Raw genomic sequence first — 19909 nt, forward strand, 5'->3', positions numbered from 1 at the left:
TCATCTGGTCGCCGCCTCCGCCTGGCGCCCCGCGGAACCAGATGGGGCTGCGCGACGAATGGCCGGCGCCGCTCGGGCACCCGGGGGGGGTCGGCGGGCATGTCGGGCAGTGGCTGGCCCAGGGGTCAGGACCAGCGGTAGACCCGGTGGAAGTCGGTGACGTGGTCCAGCACCAGCAGTCCCCGACCATCCAGGCATTTGCGGTACACGTCGTCGTAGGGATGCGGGTCGAACCGGACGTGGCGGTGGCCTGGCATGCGGTGCAGGCTCAGCTCACTGATCAGCTCGTACTCCTCGGTGCTGAGCGGGTGGCGGGATTCGATGGCCGCCGCAATGCCCATGGCACCGACGATCCGGCTGGCCTCGGCGCCGGTGACTCCGCTGTAGAACTCCGAGGCGCATCCGGACCCGTAGGAGAACAGGCCGAGCCGGGACGGTCCATTGAGCGGCGTGTGGTCGATCAGGGAGCACAGCGCGACGTAGAGCGCCGCGGAGTAGACGTTGCCGATCTGCGCGCCATAGCGGAGCGAGTGCGCGAGGCGGCGCTGGAAGTCGGTTTCCACCTCGTCGGGCCTCATGCCGTACAAGCTGCGCAGAAGGGTCCGGTGGGCGCCCTTGACCATCCCCCCGAACGGCATGTGGAACGCGAGGTGGTCGAAGGTGGTCAGAAAGTCGCTGCCACGCACGCGTTCGGCGTACATGGCGTAGCTCTCCTTCAGGCAGTGCAGGTACGACATCAGCGACAGGTCGGAGTCGCCGGCTTCCAGGTCGGCGCGTGGCCGGGCGGTGTCCATCACCTCGTAGCTGTGGTACCCGCTCGCCCCCTTGTCGAGCGTCAGGATCCGCGGATCCTCCCCGAGGATCATGGCGACGGCACCGGCGCCCTGGGACGGTTCCCAGTACGTGTTCTTGTCGATCTTCGCGGCAGCGTCGGTGGCGATGACCAGTGCCTTCATCCCGGCGATCGGAGTGTTGGCGATGAGACCGGCGGCGGTCTGCACAGCGGCCGTTCCGCCGTAGCAGGCGTGCTTGACCTCGAAGGAGCGGCAGCGGCGCGACAGCCCCAGGTAGTCGTGCACGTAGGTGCTCAGTGGCTTGCCGAAGTCGACGCCGGATTCGGTGCCGACGATGACCGCTTCGATGCGGTCACGTTCGTCGTCGCCGAGGGCGTCGATCAACGGTTTGGCGGCGTTGACCGCGTTGGTGACAGGATCCTCGCAGGGCAGGTTGACGGACTTGCTGTCCATCATCAGGTTGTCGAAGCGCCGGGTGTCCAGGCCACGAACCTCGAAAAGGGTGCGCGCCGACATCGACGCCCGGCCCGGGTAGACGTTGATCGCGTCGATACCTATGGCTACCACAGCTCACTCCGCTCGTGATCCGATGGGCACTGTTGGGCCGGGCACGGACAGTTCCCTGCCGATGGCGGCACATACGTGCTCGGCGGCCGCCGTCAGATAGAAGTGGTCCCCGGTCAGCACCCGCAGACGGAAACCCCGGTCGGTCACGTCCCGCCAGGCGAGCATCTCGGCCGGGGTGACCAGTGGGTCGCTGTCGCCGGTCAGGGCGGACACCGCAACCGGTAGTCGCCTCGCCGACGCCGCGTAGGTTTCATTGACCTCGAAGTCCGCGCGAATCGTCGGCAGCAGTGCACGGAGCAGACCGGGATGCGCCAAGACCTCGGTCGGGATGCCGTTGAGAGTGTTCAGGTAGGCGACGAACGCGTCGTCGGTGAGGTGCCGGGTAGCGCCCTGGCGAGCCGGCAGGTGCGGCGGACGGCGACCGGAGACGAACAGGCGCATCGGTGGCAGCCCCCGGTCACACAGCCGTGCGCACACCTCGTAGGCCACGGCGGCGCCCAGGCTGTGCCCGAACAGGGCGAACGGCTGGTGGAGCCGGGGAACGATCTCCTGCAGCACCTGCTCGACCAGGCTGGTCATCTCCCGGTGGGGACGTTGCTGCCAGCGCGACTCCCGGCCGGGCAGCACGACGGGGCACACCTCCACGTCCGGGGACAGCCGGTCGCGCCAGGGCCGGTAGGCAGCCCCGCCACCACCGGCGTGGGCGAAGCAGAACAGCCGCACCCCGGCGGGTGGATCCGGCGGGCCCGTCAGCTGTGCGGTCACGCGGCTCCTCGCTTGCGATCTGGAGTGCCCACGGTAGGGCTGCGTGGCGGTCGAGCGATGCGCACGATTGCGCGTGACGTCTACGGATGCGTGACAAACGCCAGGCAGGTGTTCACACCGCCGAAGGCAAAGCCGTTGGACAGCGCCGCGCGTATCGACGCTGGCTCCGGTGCCGGGCCGGTGAATCGGCCTGCGGTCGGCAGCGGGTCGGTCAGACCTGCGTTGGCGTGGACGTACCCTTGGGCCATCTGCTCGACCGTCGCGATCGCCTCGATCACACCGGCTGCGCCGATGCAGTGCCCGGTGAGCGACTTGGTCGAGTTGAGCCAAGGCCGCTGTCCGGGCACGTCACCGAAGACCTGCCGCAGCGCCTCGACCTCGGTGTGGTCCCCGACGAGCGAGCCAGTCCCGTGGGTGTTGACGTAGTCGATCTGAGCAGGCCGCAGGCCGGCCCGGCGCAGCGCCGCCCGCATCGCCGCCACCTCGCCGGGCACTGCCGGATTGGGCAGACTGTTGGCGTCGAGGAGGTGTCCGTACCCGGCGAGGACCGCCAGGATCGGGGCCTCGCGGCGCTGGGCGTTGCGGGTCGACTCCAGCACGAGGCAGCCGGTCGCCTCGCCGACAACGAAGCCGCACCGGGCGGTGTCGAACGGAACGCTGCGGCCCTCCCAGGCCAGAGCGCCGAGGTTGGCCAGCGCCGTCAACTCCAGCAGCGACGGCTCGGCCAGGGCGCCGACGACCAGACAGACATCGACCTCATCGGTGGCGATGAGTCTGGCCGCGGCGATCACGGCGGCGTTGCCGGCGGCGGAGGCCAAGCCGACGGTGAAGCCTGGCCCGGTGATGCCCAGGGTGTGGCTGATCACCCCGATCTGACTGGTCGACACGGTGTGCAGCGCGAAGGTTGGTGGCACCCGCGCCGGATTCGCCGTGTGCAGGGCGTGCACGTGCTGGGCGTATTGACCGTCGAGGTCGCCTGCGGTGACCACGACGCCGATACGGTCGGGCGCCGTGGGGCGCTCGTGCAGTCCGGCGGAGACCCACGCTTGTACGGCCACCGCCAGGCCGGCCTGAACCGTTCGAGGCGTCCGGCGGGCGATACGGGACGCGGCGCGGCGCAGGTCGTCGGGCAGGGCGGTGATCGCGTCGAGAGTGGTGGGCAGGTCCTGCCACGCGAGGCGGGCGCGGTAGCGCGGCCCGGGCTGCCCGCCCTGGTCGACGATCGCGGTGCGGCCCCGGCGAAGACCGTCGGCGAAGGCTGTCTGGTCGGGGCCGAAGGCGCTGATCGCCGCCATCGCGGTGATGGCGGCGCCGGGGGTCACTCGTACTTCCGGAGCAGGGCGATCAGGGACCGGATGCTCAGGTCGCGGGAGAACTCGGACGGGTGGATGGTGATGCCGAGCTCCCCCATCACCGCGACCATAATCTCGGCGCGGTCCACGCTGTTGCAGCCCAGTTCGGCCAGTGTCCTGTCGGCGGTGACGTCGGTCGGATCCACCTCGGGAACCACGGCGTGCACAGCCTCTCCGATGACCTCCAGCAGGGGGTCCGACGCAGCAGGGGTGGAGCTGGTGGCGGGCTGGCTCATGACTGCTCCTCAGTGGGGGTGGTGTCGTCGTATCCCAGGCTCAGCAGCGAGGCGACGAGGCCGGTCGCCGGTGCCGCGGCGGGATCCGCCGCAGGTGGGAGACCTGCCGCGGGCAGGATTGCCGGGCTCGGGTTGGATGCCGTCGTTCCGTCGACGACCGGTGGGTCCAGCCACAGGCGCCGACGTCGGAACACCGGCGGTGCAAGGGGTGTGCGTGAGGGTGCGGCTGCCGGCGCGCCGCGGACGATCACGTGGGCGTTGGTGCCGCCGAGGCCGAACGCACTGACGCCGGCGATGCGGGCTTCCGGCTCGGATGTCCACGAGGTGAGGCGGGTCGCGGGGACGAACGGGGAGGCGGCGAAGTGGAACCGGGGGTTGGGTTCGTCGCAGAAGAGGGAGGCAGGGATGGCGCCGTGCTCGACGGCGAGCACGGCCTTGGTCAGCCCTGCGATCCCGGCGGCGCTCAGCAGATGTCCGAGGTTGGACTTGACCGAGCCGATCTGGCAGTAGCCGGTCCGCTGCGTCGACTCCCGGAACACGTTTGTCAGCGCCTGCAGTTCTATGGGGTCGCCGATCATGGTGGCGGTGCCGTGGGCCTCGATCATGCCGACCTGGTCGGGGCGTACCCGGGCGTCGCGCAGCGCACGCCGGATGACGGCGGCCTGGGCCACCGGGTTGGGTGTGGTCAGACCGACGGTGCGTCCGTCGTTGCCGACTGCGGCGGCGTCAATGGTCGCGCGAATACGGTCGCCGTCGGCGATCGCCTTGTCCAGGCGTTTGAGCAGCAGGACACCACACCCCTCGCCGGGTACGAACCCGTCGGCGGATCGGTCGAAGGTGCGACAGCGGCCCGACGGTGACAACGCCCCGGCCGCGCTGAAGTCCAGGTGCACCTGGGCGTCGAGCAGCACGTCCACGGCGCCGACCAGCGCGGCGGAGGACTCCCCCGCGAGGATGCTGCGCATGGCCAACTGCACCGCGACCAGAGCCGACGAGCAGGCACTGTCCACGACAAGGTTCGGGCCGGTCAGGTTCCACTGATGCGCGATGCGCGCGGCGAGGAAGTTCTGGTCGCCGCCGAAGGCCGCGGTCCCGGTTCGTCGCCCCACCCGCCGCCGGTAGTCCGACAACCGGGCGCCGACGAACACGCCGACGTCGTCACCGCCGAGCTCGTCGCGGTAGCCGGCGTCGGCGAGACAGGTCGCCACGCCCTCGAGCATGAGCCGGATGCCGGGGTCGAGGGTGATGGCTTCCTCGTCGGTCATCGAGAAGTAGTCGGGGTCGAACAGCTCAATGCCGTCGAGATAGCCGCCCCACTTGCTGACCGACCGGCCGGGTTCGGTGCTGGGCCGGTACAGCGCATCGGTGTCCCACCGTGCGGCGGGCACCTGGGTCACGGCGCAGGTGCCCGTGGTGAGCAGATCCCAGAAGGCCCGGACGTCGGCGGCACCGGGAAAGCGGCAGGACATGCCGATGACCGCGATCGTCTCCTCGGCGGCAAGCTGCCTGTGCACACCGTTGAGTCCCGGCGTGTGCTGGGCGTCGGTCCGCGGTGAGGCACCGCCGGCGGTGGAGGTCGTGGGCGGTGGGGCGCTCACCGGCGGCGCGGGATGGACGTCGCGAAGGTGGGCGGCGAGTGCGGCGAGGCTCGGGTGGTCCAGGAACGCCGACGGGGCTACCGGGGCGCCGAGCCTGACCTCCACGGCGGTGACGAGGTCAGCGATGAGCAGCGAGTCGACGCCCAGGTCCCCGAAGGGCGTCTGCACGTCCAGATCGTCGCGGCTGATGCCCACGGTCGTGGTGAAGACGTCCACGAGCCAGTCGGGCACCGGCGGGGCCGGCGCGGGGAACTGTGCAGCGGTGGCGCGGCTGCCATCTGGCTGCGGTGCGGTGGTGGACAGAGGCGGTGCGGCCAGGATCGCGGAGATGTTCCCGCCGGGCACGACCACGACGTTGGCAGGCGCAGGCCCCACGAGAACGACATCGAGGATCCGCAGCCCGTCCTGCACGGACAGTGACGGCGGGATGTTGTCCGTTCCACCGCTCATGCCGACGTCACCCCAGCTGGGCCATGCGATCGCACAGACCCCGGCCCTGCCCTGGCGGGTCAGGTGCGAGGCGTGGCGATCGAGATACCTGTTCGCGGCGGCGTACTCGGTCACGCCGGCGGCGAGGGTCGGTGACACGCCCGCCAGCGAGGAGAACGACACCATGAACGCAGGCTCGTCCGGCGCGCACAACGCGGTGAGCACGTCGACACCCTCGACCTTCGGTGCGAGCACGGCGTCGATCTCGTCGGCCGACTTTCCCGTGAAGGAGCCGGTGCGGGCCATGCGGCCCGCGCAGTGAATGACGCCGCCGATCGGGCCGAGATCGGCGCGGACGCGGTCGAGAAACTCCGCGACCGGCTGCCTGTCGTCCAGGGGTCCGCAGTGCAGCGCGACGCGGGCGCCGAGTTGCTCCAGCTCACGCACCTGGTGGGCGACGGTTGCCTGGTGCGCGTCGAGGTCCGCGTCGTCCCAGTCCTCGCGCGGCGGCATGGGGCGCTGTCCCAGGAGGGCGATCGCGCGGGCACCTCGGGTGACGAGGTGCCGGGCGACGACGGCACCGATGCCGCCCGTTCCCCCGCTGATGAGATAGCTGCGGTCGCCGTCCAGCTCGGGTGTGCCGTCGGGCAGGTCGGTCAGCTCGAGGGCGGGTGCGAACCGACGACCGGAGCGGTAGCACACCTCGGCACGTCCGTCGGTGCTCGTCCACTCGGCAACGAGCGCGGCGAGCGCCGCCGTCGAGCGTGTCTCGACGTCGACCACGGTGGCCGACAGTGTGCGGGACTCCGCCGACACGGCCCAGACGAATCCGGACAGCAGCGCGCCGGACAACCGCGGGGCCGGACCGGGCAGAGCGTGCAGCCCGGACACCGCGTGCAGCATCCGCAGCGGACGGCGGGCTGCCGCCAGCTCCCGCAGGTGGGCCAGGCGGGTGGCAACCGCTCGTGGACTGACGGCCTCGACATCGGTGATGTCGGTGAGGTCGAGGGTGCCGCGCAGGTCTGGGTAGGACCGAAGCAGTTGCCGGGTGAACTCGGCGGCGCGGGCCGGATCGGCGAACCTGGTGTCAGTGGCGACATCGACCATGACCACCTGGACGTGGGCGCCGAAGGCGCTCGGCAGTGCCTGCAGCAGCGGTTGCGGGCCACCGGCGTGCAGGCAGAGCAGCGTGCCGTGCGCGGGGGAAGCGCTCGGCTGATCCGCCGGATGCCACTCGGTGCGGTACAGGGGCAGGACCGGCGTTTGAGGATCCGGGCCGGTCGGGGTGAGCCAGTGCCGGTGGTGGGCGAACGGGTAGGAGGGCAGCGAGGTGGTCCTGGCCGACCCGCTCGGGTGAAGAGCGGTCCAATCGACGGACTCCCCCCGAACCCACCGGTCGGCAAGCTCCGCCAGCGACTGCCTGTCCCGACGCTCGGGCATCGGCGCGGCGGGACCGGAGGGGCGCTCGGCGCGCCCGTGCGCGCTGTGGGCAGTGTCCCCCGCAGCGAAGCCGCGTAGAAGGTGGACGAGCTCGTTGCGGTCGGTCACGACCACGGCGAAACGTTCGGGCAGCGGTTCACGGCCGATCTGCAGGGTGTAGGCGATGTCGGCGAGGGTGGGGCCGTCGCGGCCTCCGCGGTGCCGGTCCAGCAGGTAGGAGGAGAGCCGACGCACGGCTGTCGCGGTTCCGTTGCCGGCCAGCACATCGGGGAGGTCGCCCTCGGCCAGCCGGGACAATTCGGCCAGTAACGCCGAGGTGTGTTCCGTCGCCTCGGCGGCGAGCACGTCGGCGAGTCTGGTGGCGGCCTGGCGTAGCTGGCGCGTGTCCCGGGCCGACAGGACGATCAGCTGGGGGCCGAGGTTGGGAGTCGCCGGGGATGCCGGCGGCGGCTCTTCGAGAACGACATGGGCGTTCGAGCCGCCGGCGCCGAACGAGCTGACGCAGGCGCGGCGGGGATGGCCGGCCGGGGCCGGCCACGGCGTGAGATCGCGTTGCAGACGGAACGGCGAGTGCTCCCAGTCGATGCCGGGATGGGGTCGCTCGACGTGCAGGGTCGGTGCGAGGGTGCGGTGACGCAGTTGCAGCACAACCTTGGTCAGCCCGGCGATACCGGCGGCGCCCTCGAGGTGCCCGATGTTGGACTTGATCGATCCGATGGCACAGCCGCCCGGGGCGACCGTGTCGGCGAACACCCGTTCCAGTCCGCTGATTTCTACGGGATCGCCGAGCTTGGTGCCGGTGCCGTGCGCCTCCACGTAATCGATGGTTTTCGGGTCGACCTCGGCGCGGGCGAGCGCGGCGGCGATCACACGGGCCTGCGCGGCGGGGTCGGGCACGGTGTACCCGTTGGTGCGTCCCCCGTGGTTGATGGCGGTGCCCTTGATGACCGCGTGGATGCGGTCCCCGTCGGCCAGCGCTTCGGCGAGGGGTTTGAGCAGGACCGCGCCGACGCCTTCGCCCGGGGCGAACCCGTCGCCGCCCTCGCCGAAGGCGCGGCAGCGATTGTCGTGCGACGGCATGTTCAGCCGCTTCTGTTCGATGAACTTGTTCGGGTGCAGGGAGAGGTTCACGCCGCCGGCCAGGGCGAGGGCGCACTCGCCGGCCCGCAGTGCGGACACCGCGAGGTGCAGTGCGGTCAGCGACGAGGAGCACATGGTGTCGACGGTCAGGCTGGGGCCGCGGAGGTCCAGAGCGTAGGAGACGCGGTTGGCGATCCCGGCGACGGACGAGTCGGTGCTCACGGGCGGGCCGGTGAGGGACTGCTCGACGCCGAAGAAGGTGTACTCGCTGTACATGGTGGCGGCGAAGACGCCGACGTGCCCGTGATGGGCCTGGCGGAGGCGGTGTCGGGGGTATCCGGCGTCGTCGAGGGTTTCCCATACCACCTCGAGGAACAGCCGCTCCTGAGGATCCATGAGGTCGGCGTCCCGTGGTGCGATGCCGAACAGCAGCGGATCGAAGCGATCGACCTGATCGAGGAAAGCGCCCTTCATCAGGTCCCGCGGCCAGGTGGGCCGGGCGCGGTGCGCGGGCATGTCGGTGATGGCGTCGTGACGATTGATCAGAAGCTGCCACAGGGCGTCCAGGTCGTCGGCACCCGGGTAGCGGCCGGCGATGCCGATGATCGCGATGTCCGTGCCGGTGCCGGCGCCGGGGACGGATGGGGACGCTGACTGCCGTCCGGCCGACCGACCGGACTCGATGCGGTCGGCGAGTTCAGCCAGGGTGCGGTGTTCGAAGAACAGGTGCGGTGGCACGTCGCCGATGTCATCGGCAAGCTTCGCGGCCAGGTGCACGACCAGTGCGGAGTTGAGTCCGAGATGCTCCAGCGGGGTGTGTGGGTCCACCTGGTCGGCCCCGATGCCGGAGACCTCGGAAAATCGGGCCACGAGGTGGGACAGGACGCCGCGGGACCCAACCGCGGCGCTCGGCCCCCCGGTTGTCGCGACGGCGACGGTGGTGTTGTCGATGCCGTCAGTGGTGGCGATCCAGTGCCGCTGCGCCTGGAAGGGGTACGTCGGCAGGGCGATCCGCCGGGCCGGCGCAGGCCACAGCCGGCGCCAGTCCACGTCGGCGCCAGCGAGCCAGCTCGCGGACGCCTCATCCGCTCCGCTGGGCTGGACGATGGGCCGCGGGCCGGGGGCGGCGGTGGATGTCCGTACCCGCGCGTCGGTGCCGCCTGCGAGGAACGCGTCGAGGGCGCAGATGAGGTCTGCGGTGTCGCGGCAGGACAGCAGCAGCCGGTAGGTCATCGCCGTCCGGCCGGTCTGCAGCGTGAACGCCACATCGGCCAGGTCGGGTCGCTCCCGGGCGAGGTGCCGGTGCAACCAGCGGGCGGCGGTGGTGAGAGCCTCGGCGGTGGCAGCGGACAGCGGCACGAGCAGGGCGGCGGGGCCGGTGTGCGCCTCCTGGGTCCTCGATGGTGCCGCCTTGAGCAGGACGTGGGCGGATGACCCGCCGGCGCCGACGGCGTTGACCAGGGCCAGCTCAGGCCCGGTCCACGGCTCGGGCGTGGTGACGACCCGGATCGGCGCACCGGGCCAGTGCAGCAGGCCCGGTCCGCCCTCGGGGACGGGGGTGGGGGCGATCCGACCGTGGCGCAGCTGAAGGACGACCTTGGTCAGCTGGGACATGCCGGCGGCTGCCTCGAGGTGACCGATGTTGTGTTTGACGGTGCCGATCGGAACGGGCGCAGGGTTGTCGTGGAACACACCGACAAGCGCTTCCAGCTCGGCGCTGTCGGCCACCGACGCCCCCGAGGCCGCGCACTCGACGTATCCGATCTCTTGCGGTGAGGCGTCCGCGCGGCGCAGCACGGCGCGGATGGAGTCGGTCAGCTCGGGGACCGATGGCAATCCGAAACGCCCACCGGTGTCGCCAGCGTGCGCGATCCACGTGGCGGCGATCAGCGCGTGGGCGCTGTCGCCGTCGGCGGCGCCCGCCGGCCAGGGACGTAGCAGGAGGGCGCCGTAGCCCTCGCCCGGCGACCAGCCGGTGGAGTCCGGGTCGAAGGCGCCGGATGCGACACCGTCGGCTGAGATGAGCCCCCAGGAGCGCAGCAGGTCGGCATGGTGCGGATGCAGCATCAGGTTCACCGCGCAGACCACGGCCGCGTCGCAGTCGCCGCGGCGCATGCTCTCCACCGCCAGGTGCACGGCGGTGAGGGTGGACGAGCACGAGGTGTCCACGGCGAGGCTCGGCCCGCGGAAACCGAAGTAGTGCGAGATGCGGTTGGCGATGTCCGAGGCGGTGGACGCGGCTACGGCGGGCGCGCCGCCGCGTGCGGCCTCCGCGCCCACGAGTTCGTAGTCGTGCCACATCGCGGCGACGAACACCCCCACCCGGTCGGAGGTGCGCCGCAGGGACGAGGCGGTGTGCCCGGCGTTTTCCAGGCATTCCCACACCGAGGTCAGCAGCAGCCGCAGCTGCGGGTCGAGTGTGGCGGCCTCGCTGGGTGAGATGTGGAACAGGAGGCTGTCGAAGGCGTCGACGTCGTCGAGGTAGCCACCGGTGACGGCGTTCCGGCCGCCTGCCGGGCGTTGGGCGGGCGGGGGTCCGAGCGGCCTGCGGCCGGCCAGCAGCGCCTGCCACAGCTCGTCGACGTCCTCGGCGTCGGGATAGCGCCCGGACATGCCGACGATGGCGATGTCCGCCGTGGCCGGGTCCGGGGCGATCAGCGCGCTCGCCAGCGGGTCCGGTCCGCGGCCCGCGAGCAGACTGAGCAGGAAACGGTGGCCGTCGTCGGCGCCGAGCGCGGGGCGTAGCCGCTCAAAGGCCAGGGCACCGACCGGGCACAGGGACACTCCCAGCTCACCCTGCGCCATCATCAGCAGTTGCGTGATGTGCCCGGCCTCCACCGCGAGGTACCGATCGGCGTCCTGCCGGTACAGCGGTGCGATCCCTCGGGTCTGGCCGATCAGGTACAGCTCGAAGCCGGCGTCGTCGTAGACGGGCCGGTTGTAGTAGAAGTGCAGGCTTCGGTCGAGACCAGCACCGTCACTGACACGCTCGAGCGCATGGCGGTCCGGCCGGTAGTGGTACACCCCGCCGTCGAGGCCGTCGAGGCCGTTCGGTTTGACATACAGGTAGGTCTGCACGGCATAGGTGTCGCCGGCCGACGGATAGAGCCTGCGGGGTGTCCCGTCGACAAGGAACTCCCGCAGCAGTCCCAGGAGCCGGCCGAGGGTCGACAGCGGTAGCGGGGCGGCGACGAAACTCTTGCGCGACGCGCGTCGGCGGTACAGATCGTCGGGTGGGGCCGCGGAGGGCAGGGCGATGAGGTGTTCCGGCGGCACCGGCGGACGCAGGTTCCAGTGCCCGGACTTGAAGCGTGCACGGTCCTCGACTGAGAAGAAGTCGACGTCCTCTGGAAGGCCGTCTGTGGCCTGCGGCGGAGTGTCGTCGGAGGCGGTGGCCGTGGCGGTCGCGGCGGATGCAGTGGTTGGCGGCACCGGCGTCGGGCCGGGGATGCCCGGCGGCCGAGCTGCGGCGATGGTCCCGGCCGGCGCGGATGCCGAAGGCTTGTCGTCCGATGGTGTCCGTGGGGGTGCTCCTCGCAGCACGGCAGCGAGGTGGCGGGCGATGCCGGCGACCGTCGGCTCGGCGAGCACCACGGAGATCGGAACCCGGTACTGGTACTTCTGCTGCAGCGCGCCGGACACCTGGACCAGGGTGAACGAGGTGGCGCCCTGGTCCCAGATGTCGCCGTGCGGGTCGACGGCGTTGACGCCGAGCAGCCCGGCGAACAGATCGGCCACCTCCGCAGACAGGCTGGACACGTCCGGGGCGTCCGTCGCCGCCCGGGGTGCGACGCCTTCGGCGGGCAGGGGCCACGGCAACGCGGCACGGTCGAGCTTGCCGTTGGCGGTGGCCGGGAAGGCGGGAACGAAGGCGACGAAGTTCGGCACCATGTAACCGGGAAGGGTCGCCGCAGCGTGTTCCCTGAGTTCACGGATGGCTGGTTGCGGGCCCGGCTCGGCGATGACGTAGGCGACCACCTTGCGGTCGCCACCGTCGCCTTGCGCGAGGACCACCGCGTCGCGCACGGCGGGGTGCTGACGTAACCGGTGCTCGATCTCGCCGAGCTCCACGCGGAATCCCCGGATCTTGACCTGGTTGTCGCGGCGGCCCAGGAAGGTGAGAGTGCCGTCGGGGAAGTAGGCGGCACGATCGCCGGTGCGGTACATGCGCTGCCCGGGCTCGGCGGCGAACGGGTCGGGGATGAAGCGGGCGGCGGTGAGGTCGGTAGCGTTGTGGTAGCCCTGGGCCAGGCATTCTCCGGCGATGTAGAGGTCGCCTTCGGTGTCGGGAGGGCAGGGACGCAGCTCCTCGTCGAGCACGTAGTAGCGGCTGTTGTCGATCGGGCGTCCGTAGGGGATGCTGCGCCACTGCGCGTCGACCGGTCCAACCTCGAAGTGGTTGGACCAGACTGTGGCTTCGGTGGCACCCCCCAGACTCACGATCCGCACCTCGGGGAACGCGGCGCGTAGTGCGTCCGGCAGAGGCAGGGGCGTGTAGTCACCGCTGAGGAACACCAGCCGCAGGGCGCCGAAACCCTCGGGCAGTATCTCCGCGGGTATCTCCGCGGCCACTTGGGCCAGCGTCGTCGGGGCGGAGTTCCAGAACGTCACCTCTTCGTGGCGTAACACGGCGAGCAGCAGTGCGGGATCGTGTTGCTCGGTCTCGTCGGCGACGTAGAGAGCGGCACCGGTGCCCAGAACGCCGAACATGTCGTAGACGGACAGGTCGAAGCCGAGCGAGGTCACCGCGAGGCCGACGTCACCGACCCGCAGGGGGTACACCCGTTCGCACCAGGCGAGCAGATTGGACACGGCGCGGTGGGCGACGGCGACGCCCTTGGGCGTGCCGGTGCTGCCGGAGGTGAAGATGATGTAGGCGAGGGCGTCGGCGGTGACGGCGGGGCGAGGGTTGCCGGGATCACCCTTGGCGGCGATGACGTCGTCGATACCCAGGACCGTGATGCCGTCGGGAGTCTGCCAGTCAGGTGCCTCGGCGGTGGACATCACGAGCCACGCACCGGCGGCGCCCAGCATCGCGGCGGCGCGGCCGGCCGGCAGCGACGGCTCGACCGGCAGGTAGGTGCCGCCGGCTTTGACGATGCCGAGCACCGCCGCGATCATGGATGCGCCGCGTGGCATCCGCACGCCGATCACCGTGCCCGGGGTGATGGCCAATTCCTGGAGGTGGCGCGCCACCCGGTTGGCCTGCGCGTTCAGGTCACGGTAGGTGGTGGTGGCGACGGCGGTGCGTACCGCGACGGCGTGCGGGTGGCGGGCGGCGGCGCGTTCGAAGGGCTCATGGACGAGCCGTCGCGTCGGGAAATCGCGGGTGGTGTCGTTCCACCCGTAGACGATGGTGCGGTAGTCGCCCGGGCTCAGTGGTGCGGGGTCGGTACGTGCGACCGGCGGGCAGTCCAGGTCGGTCATCATGGCGCGGACCGCCTTGGTGAAGCGGGCGAATACCGCGTCCAGCCAGCCAGCGGGGAACGCCTCGGCGCGTGCGTCCCACGCCAGGAGGACCGTGTCGTCGTCGACGGTCGACACGCTGTCCAGCGCCACGCCGGGGGTGCAGCTGAACCAGGCCCCGTCCCGCATCCCCGGCGGGGTCCTCCACGCCGTGAGATCCACGACGCTGCTGTAGACCACCGGGAAGCCGGCCACCTGGCCCCGTAGTACCCGCCGTCTGAGCGCCTCGAGCCCGGATGCGGCGTCGGCTCGGGCGTCGATGGCCAACTCGGCGGTGACCAGTGCCGCGGCCTCGGCAGGCGGCTGTTGCGGCGGGCAGGCCGGCAGCCAGCTCAGAGCTGTCGCGTCGCCGGGGTCCCGAGTGCCGGGCACCCACCGCACGACAGGAACGGCGAAGTCGGATACGCCGAGCTCGGTCGCCAGGACCTGGGTGAACACGCTCATCAGAAGCGCGTCCGGGGTGAGGTGACGGCGAGCCGCCTCCGCGGCGAAGGCACGCCAGCCGTCGACGTTGGCAGCGAGGCGTACGCGCGGCTGGTCGGGACGGGGCACCCCGGGCGAGCCGGCGGGCAGTACCACTCCCCCGGTCACGGCTTCCGCGCGGCTGCGCCAATGCTCGCGTGCCGTGGCCTCGTCCATCCGATCGGCGCTCGGGGCCGTTGGCCGCTCCTCGGGGTTTGCCGTCCCCGCGTATCTGCGCACCAGATCACGCACCAGGAAGTGCACGGTCGGCGCGTCGAAGACGGCGATGTCGAACGCGCAGTGCAGGGTCGAGCGGCCGGCTCGGTGGGTGAGGCGGACGTCGAAGTGCGGCCAGCGGCCCAGCGCAAACGCCCTGCCCAGCAGGTCTGCGCGCATCCCTCCTAGCAGGGCTTCGGGGTCGTCGACACCATCGAGGTCGATCACCGGGATGCGCCAGCTCGCCGGCGCGCGGGAGCTGGTGTGAAGCTGCCCGTCGTGGTCAAGCCAGGAACGGGCTGCGTCGCTGGCGCCGATGAGGGCGCGCAGTGCCGACTCCAGCCGATCCTGGTCAGGTACGTCGTCCAGTTCGACGGTCTTGTAGATCTGGCAGCCGTCCCACGCGTCGTGCGGAGCGGCCCGATCAACGAGGTACGACAGTTGCAGCGCGTTGGCCGGCCGACTGCGCGCGACGGCACCGGCCACCGCGAGCGCCCTGATCCCGTTGGTGAACTGGGCCATCAGCGTTGACGCACTGTCGGCGGACAGACGATCCGGCAGGTGGTCCCACCGGATACGGAGGGCGCCGCCTTCCTCCCAGATCTGGTTGTCCAGAACGATGCCGGAAGTGCGAGACACGGCGTGAGCGATGTCAGCGTTGAAGCCGGCGTCGAAGCCGCCTGCGGGTCCGAGGCCCAGCAGGCTGGTGAACACCACCGCCAACTCGTCCGGCCCGGTCTGCCCACCCCGACGCAGTTCACGCAGCACGTCGACGCCGGAGACCGCGGAGTGCTCCAGCGCCGTCCACACCTGCTGGTGCAGATCGGCGGCGAGCTCGCCCAACGGACGCGACGGATCCGGGTCGGCAACGATGACCGCGGAGGAGGTGAACGGTCCCACGACGTGCTCAGCCGAGCGGGGCAACCAGGCCCTGGCACTGGTGGTCGTCACGATCGAGAACGCCCCACCGGCGCCGCCCCGCGCCAGCGTGTCGGCGAAGACCGCCAGGACAAGGGAGGACGGAGAGACGTCACGGGTGGCGGCGTAGGCGCGCACAGCGCTCCAGTCCTCTGCCGCGACCGTGTCGTCCAACGCCGCGCGCGCCCCGGTCAGCATCTGAGGGCCGTCCGGGTGCCGGAGGCTGGGACCGTTCGGCGCCTCACCCAAGCGTTCGACCCAGTACCGCAGATCACGCGATCGCTTCTCATCGCTGACCCCGGAGGTCATGGCCAGCAATCCCGCGCGGGCCGCGAGGCCCGGATCGGGAAGGGGCGCCTGGGGGTTCTGGTAGAGCTGCTCCCACTGCGCAAGTAGCAGAGCGGTGGAGTGGCCGTCGGCGACGAGCCCGTCGATGTCGACGTGCACCACGCCGCTCGCGTCGGGGAGCAGGCTCACCTCGATGGTGAACGGCGGCCACTGCTGGGGATCGCGGTTCCAGGCGGAGATCCGCTCGCGATGCGCGGTGAACGCACCAGGTGGCACGGCATTCAAGTGGTGTACGGGCATGGTCCAGTGCGGCGTGTCGGCCAGAATGCGCTGGTTCCCATCCGGGTCCACCACCGCACGCAGCATCTCGTGATGCTCAATGAGGCGTAACCATGCCGCCTGCAGCCGCTCGACGTCGATGGTGTCGACGGTGAACTCGAGGTACTGGTGGCAGCCCACGGGGTCCGGTGTCAGCTCGGGCACCGTCGCGGTGACGTAGGACTGTTGGATCGACGTCAGCGGGATGGGCGCGTCGGGCACGACGGCGGTCGGCACGGGCGGCTTGGCGGTGTCCACCGGATCGTCGACAGCCGCGGCCAGCAGCCTGGCGCACAGCTCCCGCACGGTGAAGTTGCCACTCAACCAGCTGAACGGGAAGTCGATCCCGCACTCGTCCTGCACCTCCAACCACAGTCGAGCGGCGGCCAGCGAGTCCAAGCCGATGCCGCTCAGGGTCGCCTCCGGCTCAACGACGCGGTCCGTACTTAGCGCCGCCGAGATCAGGCCCATCAGCTTGTGGTCGAGATCATCGATACGCCGGCCGGCGGGGCCTTCTCGCATGTGCCGCCCTCCATCGCGCCTGCCGGAAAGGATCCGTAGGTGACCTCGATCGGCGACATCGCTGGGTGCCGTTGTGCCGTGGAAGTCGCTCAGCAACGTATGGGAGGCGGTATGCCGCCGGCGCACAACTTTGAGCGGACGTCGACACCGTTGCGGATCTTTCATTGCGGGTGCGGCCCGCTGCTGCCGAAGACCCGTATCACCTGCCCGAACCGCCGTGTGGATGGCCCGGCCTTCGAATTGGTGGTGTCGCCCGTTCTGCGTACCTGACAGGAAGGATCCGTCCATGCCGGCGCTGAACAAACTGGTCGCGGTGACCATGGATTGTCCCGACCCCGCGATACTGGCCGACTTCTACAAGGCTGCCATCGGATGGGACCTGATATACAGCGACGAGCACGCCGCATACCTGTCCGACGGTGGGGACGTCCGCGTCGGCTTCCAGCGTGTGGAGGGGTACGCGGCACCGACGTGGCCGGGCCAGGGCGTCCCGCAGCAGATGCATTTCGATATCGCCGTGGACGACATCGAGGAGGCGACGACCCGACTGGTGAACCTCGGCGCCGCACCGGCCGAGGAGCAGCCCGGAGAAACGGCGTGGCGGGTGATGCTCGACCCGGCCGGTCATCCGTTCTGCATCACGACGTCCTACTGACTGGGCAAGCGGCGTGCGGACAGAGCAGAGCGAATCGGCACTGACCGTTGTTCTCGACGGAACTCGCCCCGGCAACGCCCTGACCGCCGAGGGGGTGACGGACCTGCATCGGGTCCTCGACATCGCTGAAGCCGACCGCAGCCTGCGGGTGCTGGTGGTCCGCGCACAGGGCGACGCGTTCTGCACGGGCATGGACCTCGTCCAGGCGGCCGACGACGACGAGGCCGAAGCGGCGCGCGGCGTCGGCAGCTACTTCGATCTGCTGGAGCGCTTCGCCAGCAGTGACCTGCTCGTCGTGTCCGTCGTCGACGGACGGGCGGTCGGCGGCGGAGTCGGTCTGGCCGCCGCGAGCGACGTCGTGCTCGCAACGGCCAGAGCGAACTTCTCCCTGCCGGAGGTGCTGTGGGGACTACTGCCCTGCGCCGTACTACCTTTCCTGGTACGCCGTGTCGGCTTTCAGCGCGCCTACTCGATGACCCTCGGCACGCTGACGGTGCAGGCTGCCAAGGCCGCCGACATTGGTCTGGTCGACGAACTCGTCGATGATCCCGACAGAGTTCTCCGTCGACTACTGGACAGGACCAGCCGGGTTCCGGTCGGCCTGGTCGCCGCCGCCAAACAGTACTGCGGCACCCTTGCCCCATCGCGTGCTGAAACCCGACGGACTGCTGTATCGACCTTTGCCGAACTGTCCGCCGGTGAGGCATTCCGGTCTGCGGTCACTGGCTACACCCACGACGGGCGCTACCCCTGGCAGAAATCGTGACGTTATCGGCTCACGCGCAACATTGACCGTCGCTGCCTTCCATCTGGTCCTACTGTCCACAGGCACTGGCTGACCCTGCAACGAACGGAACGGGAGAGGCATGAGCTTGACAGCAACCGGCGGCAAGGTCCGCTCCGGTTGGCTCACCAGGATCAACGGAGCCGGCCACTACCGCGCCCTCACCATCTACCTCCTGGTCGTGCTGGCCCATTGGATCGAACACTTCGTCCAAGCCGTTCAGATTTACGTGTTCGACGTACCTCGTCCGCAGGCGCGCGGGGTGCTGGGCGAGCCGTTCCCCTTCCTCATCTCCTCGGAACTGCTGCACGTCCTGTACGCCATCTACATGCTGGTGGGGCTGGCCCTGCTGCGTCGGGCCTTCAGTGGCGAGGCGCGAACCTGGTGGACCGCGGCGCTGATCATCCAGGCGTGGCACTTCTTCGAGCATGCCCTGTTGACGGCGCAGGCATGGACAGGGTCCAACCTCGCCGGCAGACCGGTGCCGACGAGCATCCTGCAGCTGGCCATCGCACGGGTCGAGACGCATCTGATCTACAACATCATCGTGCTGATCCCTTTGTTGACCGCGATCAGCCTGCACTGGTTCCGCAGAGACGGGCGAAATGCCGGCACACCACCGTGCACGTGTGCCACGCACTTCGTATCCTCCTGACTCCTACGATCCAGTCAGCAACAAGCCCTCCCGGTCCGCAGGCATCTGGACCGGGAGGGCTCATCGCATTCCGACCACCACTCGTGGCCCGCACATACTGGCGTCCTCGCTGTGACCGCGAATCCTTGCGTCGAGTCGCGAGAAGCACCTACTGCAGGCGGGTGGTTGAGCCGGTGGACCGATCAACAAGCTGCTGATCGGTCCAAGGCCACCCTCTCGCGCAGGTTCTGAGCGCCATCCCGGGCGGACCGACGTCCGGGATGACGTGTCAGTTGGCCAGGAGCCCGCCCTCGATGAGGAGTTCCTGGGCGTTGATACCGCTGTTGCGCAGGAGGAAGTCGGTCGCGTCGACGACCTCGGCCATCGTCACCAGCCGCCCGATCGGGGTCCGGGCGACGTGCGGGTGGTTGGGCATGGCACTCCACTTCGGGCTGTCGCCGACAACGCCGGGGTGCAGGACGTTGACCCGGTGCGGAGCGATCTCGACGGCCAGGGTCTTCACCAGGCCGGTGAGACCCGCGTTGTGCGTCGTCACCATGGTGGACCCGGGGTACGGACGATCCTTGGCCACCCCGCCGAAAAGCACCGCCGACGCGCCGGGGCGGAAGCGGTCGCGCAGCACCCGTACCGTCTCGGCATAGCCGACCAGCTTGATGGTCAGCGCGGTGACCGCCGCATCCACGTCGAAGTCGCCCAGACTGTTGGGCGTTTGGCTCGTGGCGGTGATGACGAGGTGGTCGACCTCCGTGACCTCGCCGAGCGCGGAGGCGATGGTGTTCGGCTGGGATAGGTCGACAGCCAGCCCTCGGGTGGCACCGCCGATTTCCGCGGCCACGGCCTCTGCCCGTGCCTTGTCCCGGCTGGTGATGACGACCGTGTCCCCGCGATCCGCAAGATGCTGAGCGATGACCCGCCCGAGCCCGTTACTGCCTCCAACGACGATCGACGTACTCATTCGGCCTCGTTTCGTCCCACCGGTCATACCTTGATCGGCAACCACCGACAGTAGCGGCGGACCGAACGGCAGTGCTGGAGGGCTGGACAGCCGTTACCTGGCTCTCAGCAGACGTCTGCGCTTATTAGCTTCACTCGCCGTCGGGGTCCTGCCCTTGAGCGATGCGACGAGAGCCTGACCGCCGATACCGCTCGGCGGCCCAGGGCATGAGATGGACCGGATCCGCGCGCCCTGGACCACGCAGCGTCGGACGGTCAGTTTGAAAGGTGCGGAGCATCAGCTAAGGAATTGAGCTGCTGACGCCCTGTGTAGCGTTGCGGCACGGAGTGTCCCGGCTCAGGCCATCAACGTGTCCGGTGTTGGCCGGCGCCCTGGGGCCATGGATCGGCACGCCGACCGCTTCGGTAGC

Annotated in this window: 10 protein-coding genes; 4 read left to right on the top strand and 6 right to left on the bottom strand. The window is 70.1% G+C overall.

Annotated elements, in window-relative coordinates; genetic code table 11:
* Positions 1 to 125 precede the first annotated feature (125 nt).
* The 5 genes from M8C17_RS02260 to M8C17_RS02280 form a co-directional block, all read right to left on the bottom strand.
* On the bottom strand, positions 126 to 1361 hold the full coding sequence (locus M8C17_RS02260; RefSeq protein ID WP_252414499.1) for a hydroxymethylglutaryl-CoA synthase: 1236 nt from the start codon (positions 1359 to 1361) through the stop codon (positions 126 to 128).
* A gap of 3 nt (positions 1362 to 1364) precedes the next feature.
* Positions 1365 to 2126 (bottom strand): thioesterase II family protein, encoded by a 762-nt coding sequence (locus M8C17_RS02265; protein ID WP_252414501.1) that lies wholly within the window; start codon positions 2124 to 2126, stop codon positions 1365 to 1367.
* A gap of 80 nt (positions 2127 to 2206) precedes the next feature.
* Positions 2207 to 3448, bottom strand: coding sequence for a beta-ketoacyl synthase N-terminal-like domain-containing protein (locus M8C17_RS02270; protein ID WP_252414502.1), 1242 nt, complete (start codon positions 3446 to 3448; stop codon positions 2207 to 2209).
* Positions 3445 to 3714, bottom strand: coding sequence for a phosphopantetheine-binding protein (locus M8C17_RS02275; RefSeq protein ID WP_252414504.1), 270 nt, complete (start codon positions 3712 to 3714; stop codon positions 3445 to 3447). The genes M8C17_RS02270 and M8C17_RS02275 overlap by 4 nt, the downstream gene beginning before the upstream one ends.
* Positions 3711 to 16451 carry a non-ribosomal peptide synthetase gene (locus M8C17_RS02280; RefSeq protein WP_252414506.1) on the bottom strand — a complete coding sequence of 4247 codons (12741 nt, stop codon included), beginning with the start codon at positions 16449 to 16451 and terminating at the stop codon, positions 3711 to 3713. Before M8C17_RS02280 ends, M8C17_RS02275 begins: the two co-directional genes overlap by 4 nt.
* A gap of 39 nt (positions 16452 to 16490) precedes the next feature.
* On the opposite strand from M8C17_RS02280, the gene M8C17_RS02285 reads away from it, so the two are divergent.
* From M8C17_RS02285 to M8C17_RS02300, 4 genes are all read left to right on the top strand, one after another.
* On the top strand, positions 16491 to 16721 hold the full coding sequence (locus M8C17_RS02285; RefSeq protein WP_252414507.1) for a hypothetical protein: 231 nt from the start codon (positions 16491 to 16493) through the stop codon (positions 16719 to 16721).
* Between the two features lie 16 nt (positions 16722 to 16737).
* Positions 16738 to 17106 (top strand): VOC family protein, encoded by a 369-nt coding sequence (locus M8C17_RS02290; protein WP_252414509.1) that lies wholly within the window; start codon positions 16738 to 16740, stop codon positions 17104 to 17106.
* Between the two features lie 13 nt (positions 17107 to 17119).
* Complete coding sequence (locus M8C17_RS02295; protein ID WP_252414511.1) at positions 17120 to 17872, top strand: enoyl-CoA hydratase-related protein; 753 nt, start codon at positions 17120 to 17122, stop codon at positions 17870 to 17872.
* A gap of 106 nt (positions 17873 to 17978) precedes the next feature.
* The gene (locus M8C17_RS02300) at positions 17979 to 18545 is read left to right on the top strand and encodes a hypothetical protein (RefSeq protein WP_252414512.1); all 567 of its coding nucleotides are present in this window, start codon (positions 17979 to 17981) and stop codon (positions 18543 to 18545) included.
* A gap of 268 nt (positions 18546 to 18813) precedes the next feature.
* On the opposite strand, the gene M8C17_RS02305 is transcribed toward M8C17_RS02300, so the two are convergent.
* Complete coding sequence (locus M8C17_RS02305) at positions 18814 to 19500, bottom strand: SDR family NAD(P)-dependent oxidoreductase (RefSeq protein ID WP_252414514.1); 687 nt, start codon at positions 19498 to 19500, stop codon at positions 18814 to 18816.
* Positions 19501 to 19909: the final 409 nt, after the last annotated feature.

The organism is Micromonospora sp. RHAY321 (assembly GCF_023896955.1).
In the GTDB taxonomy this organism is placed as follows: Bacteria; Actinomycetota; Actinomycetes; order Mycobacteriales; family Micromonosporaceae; genus Micromonospora.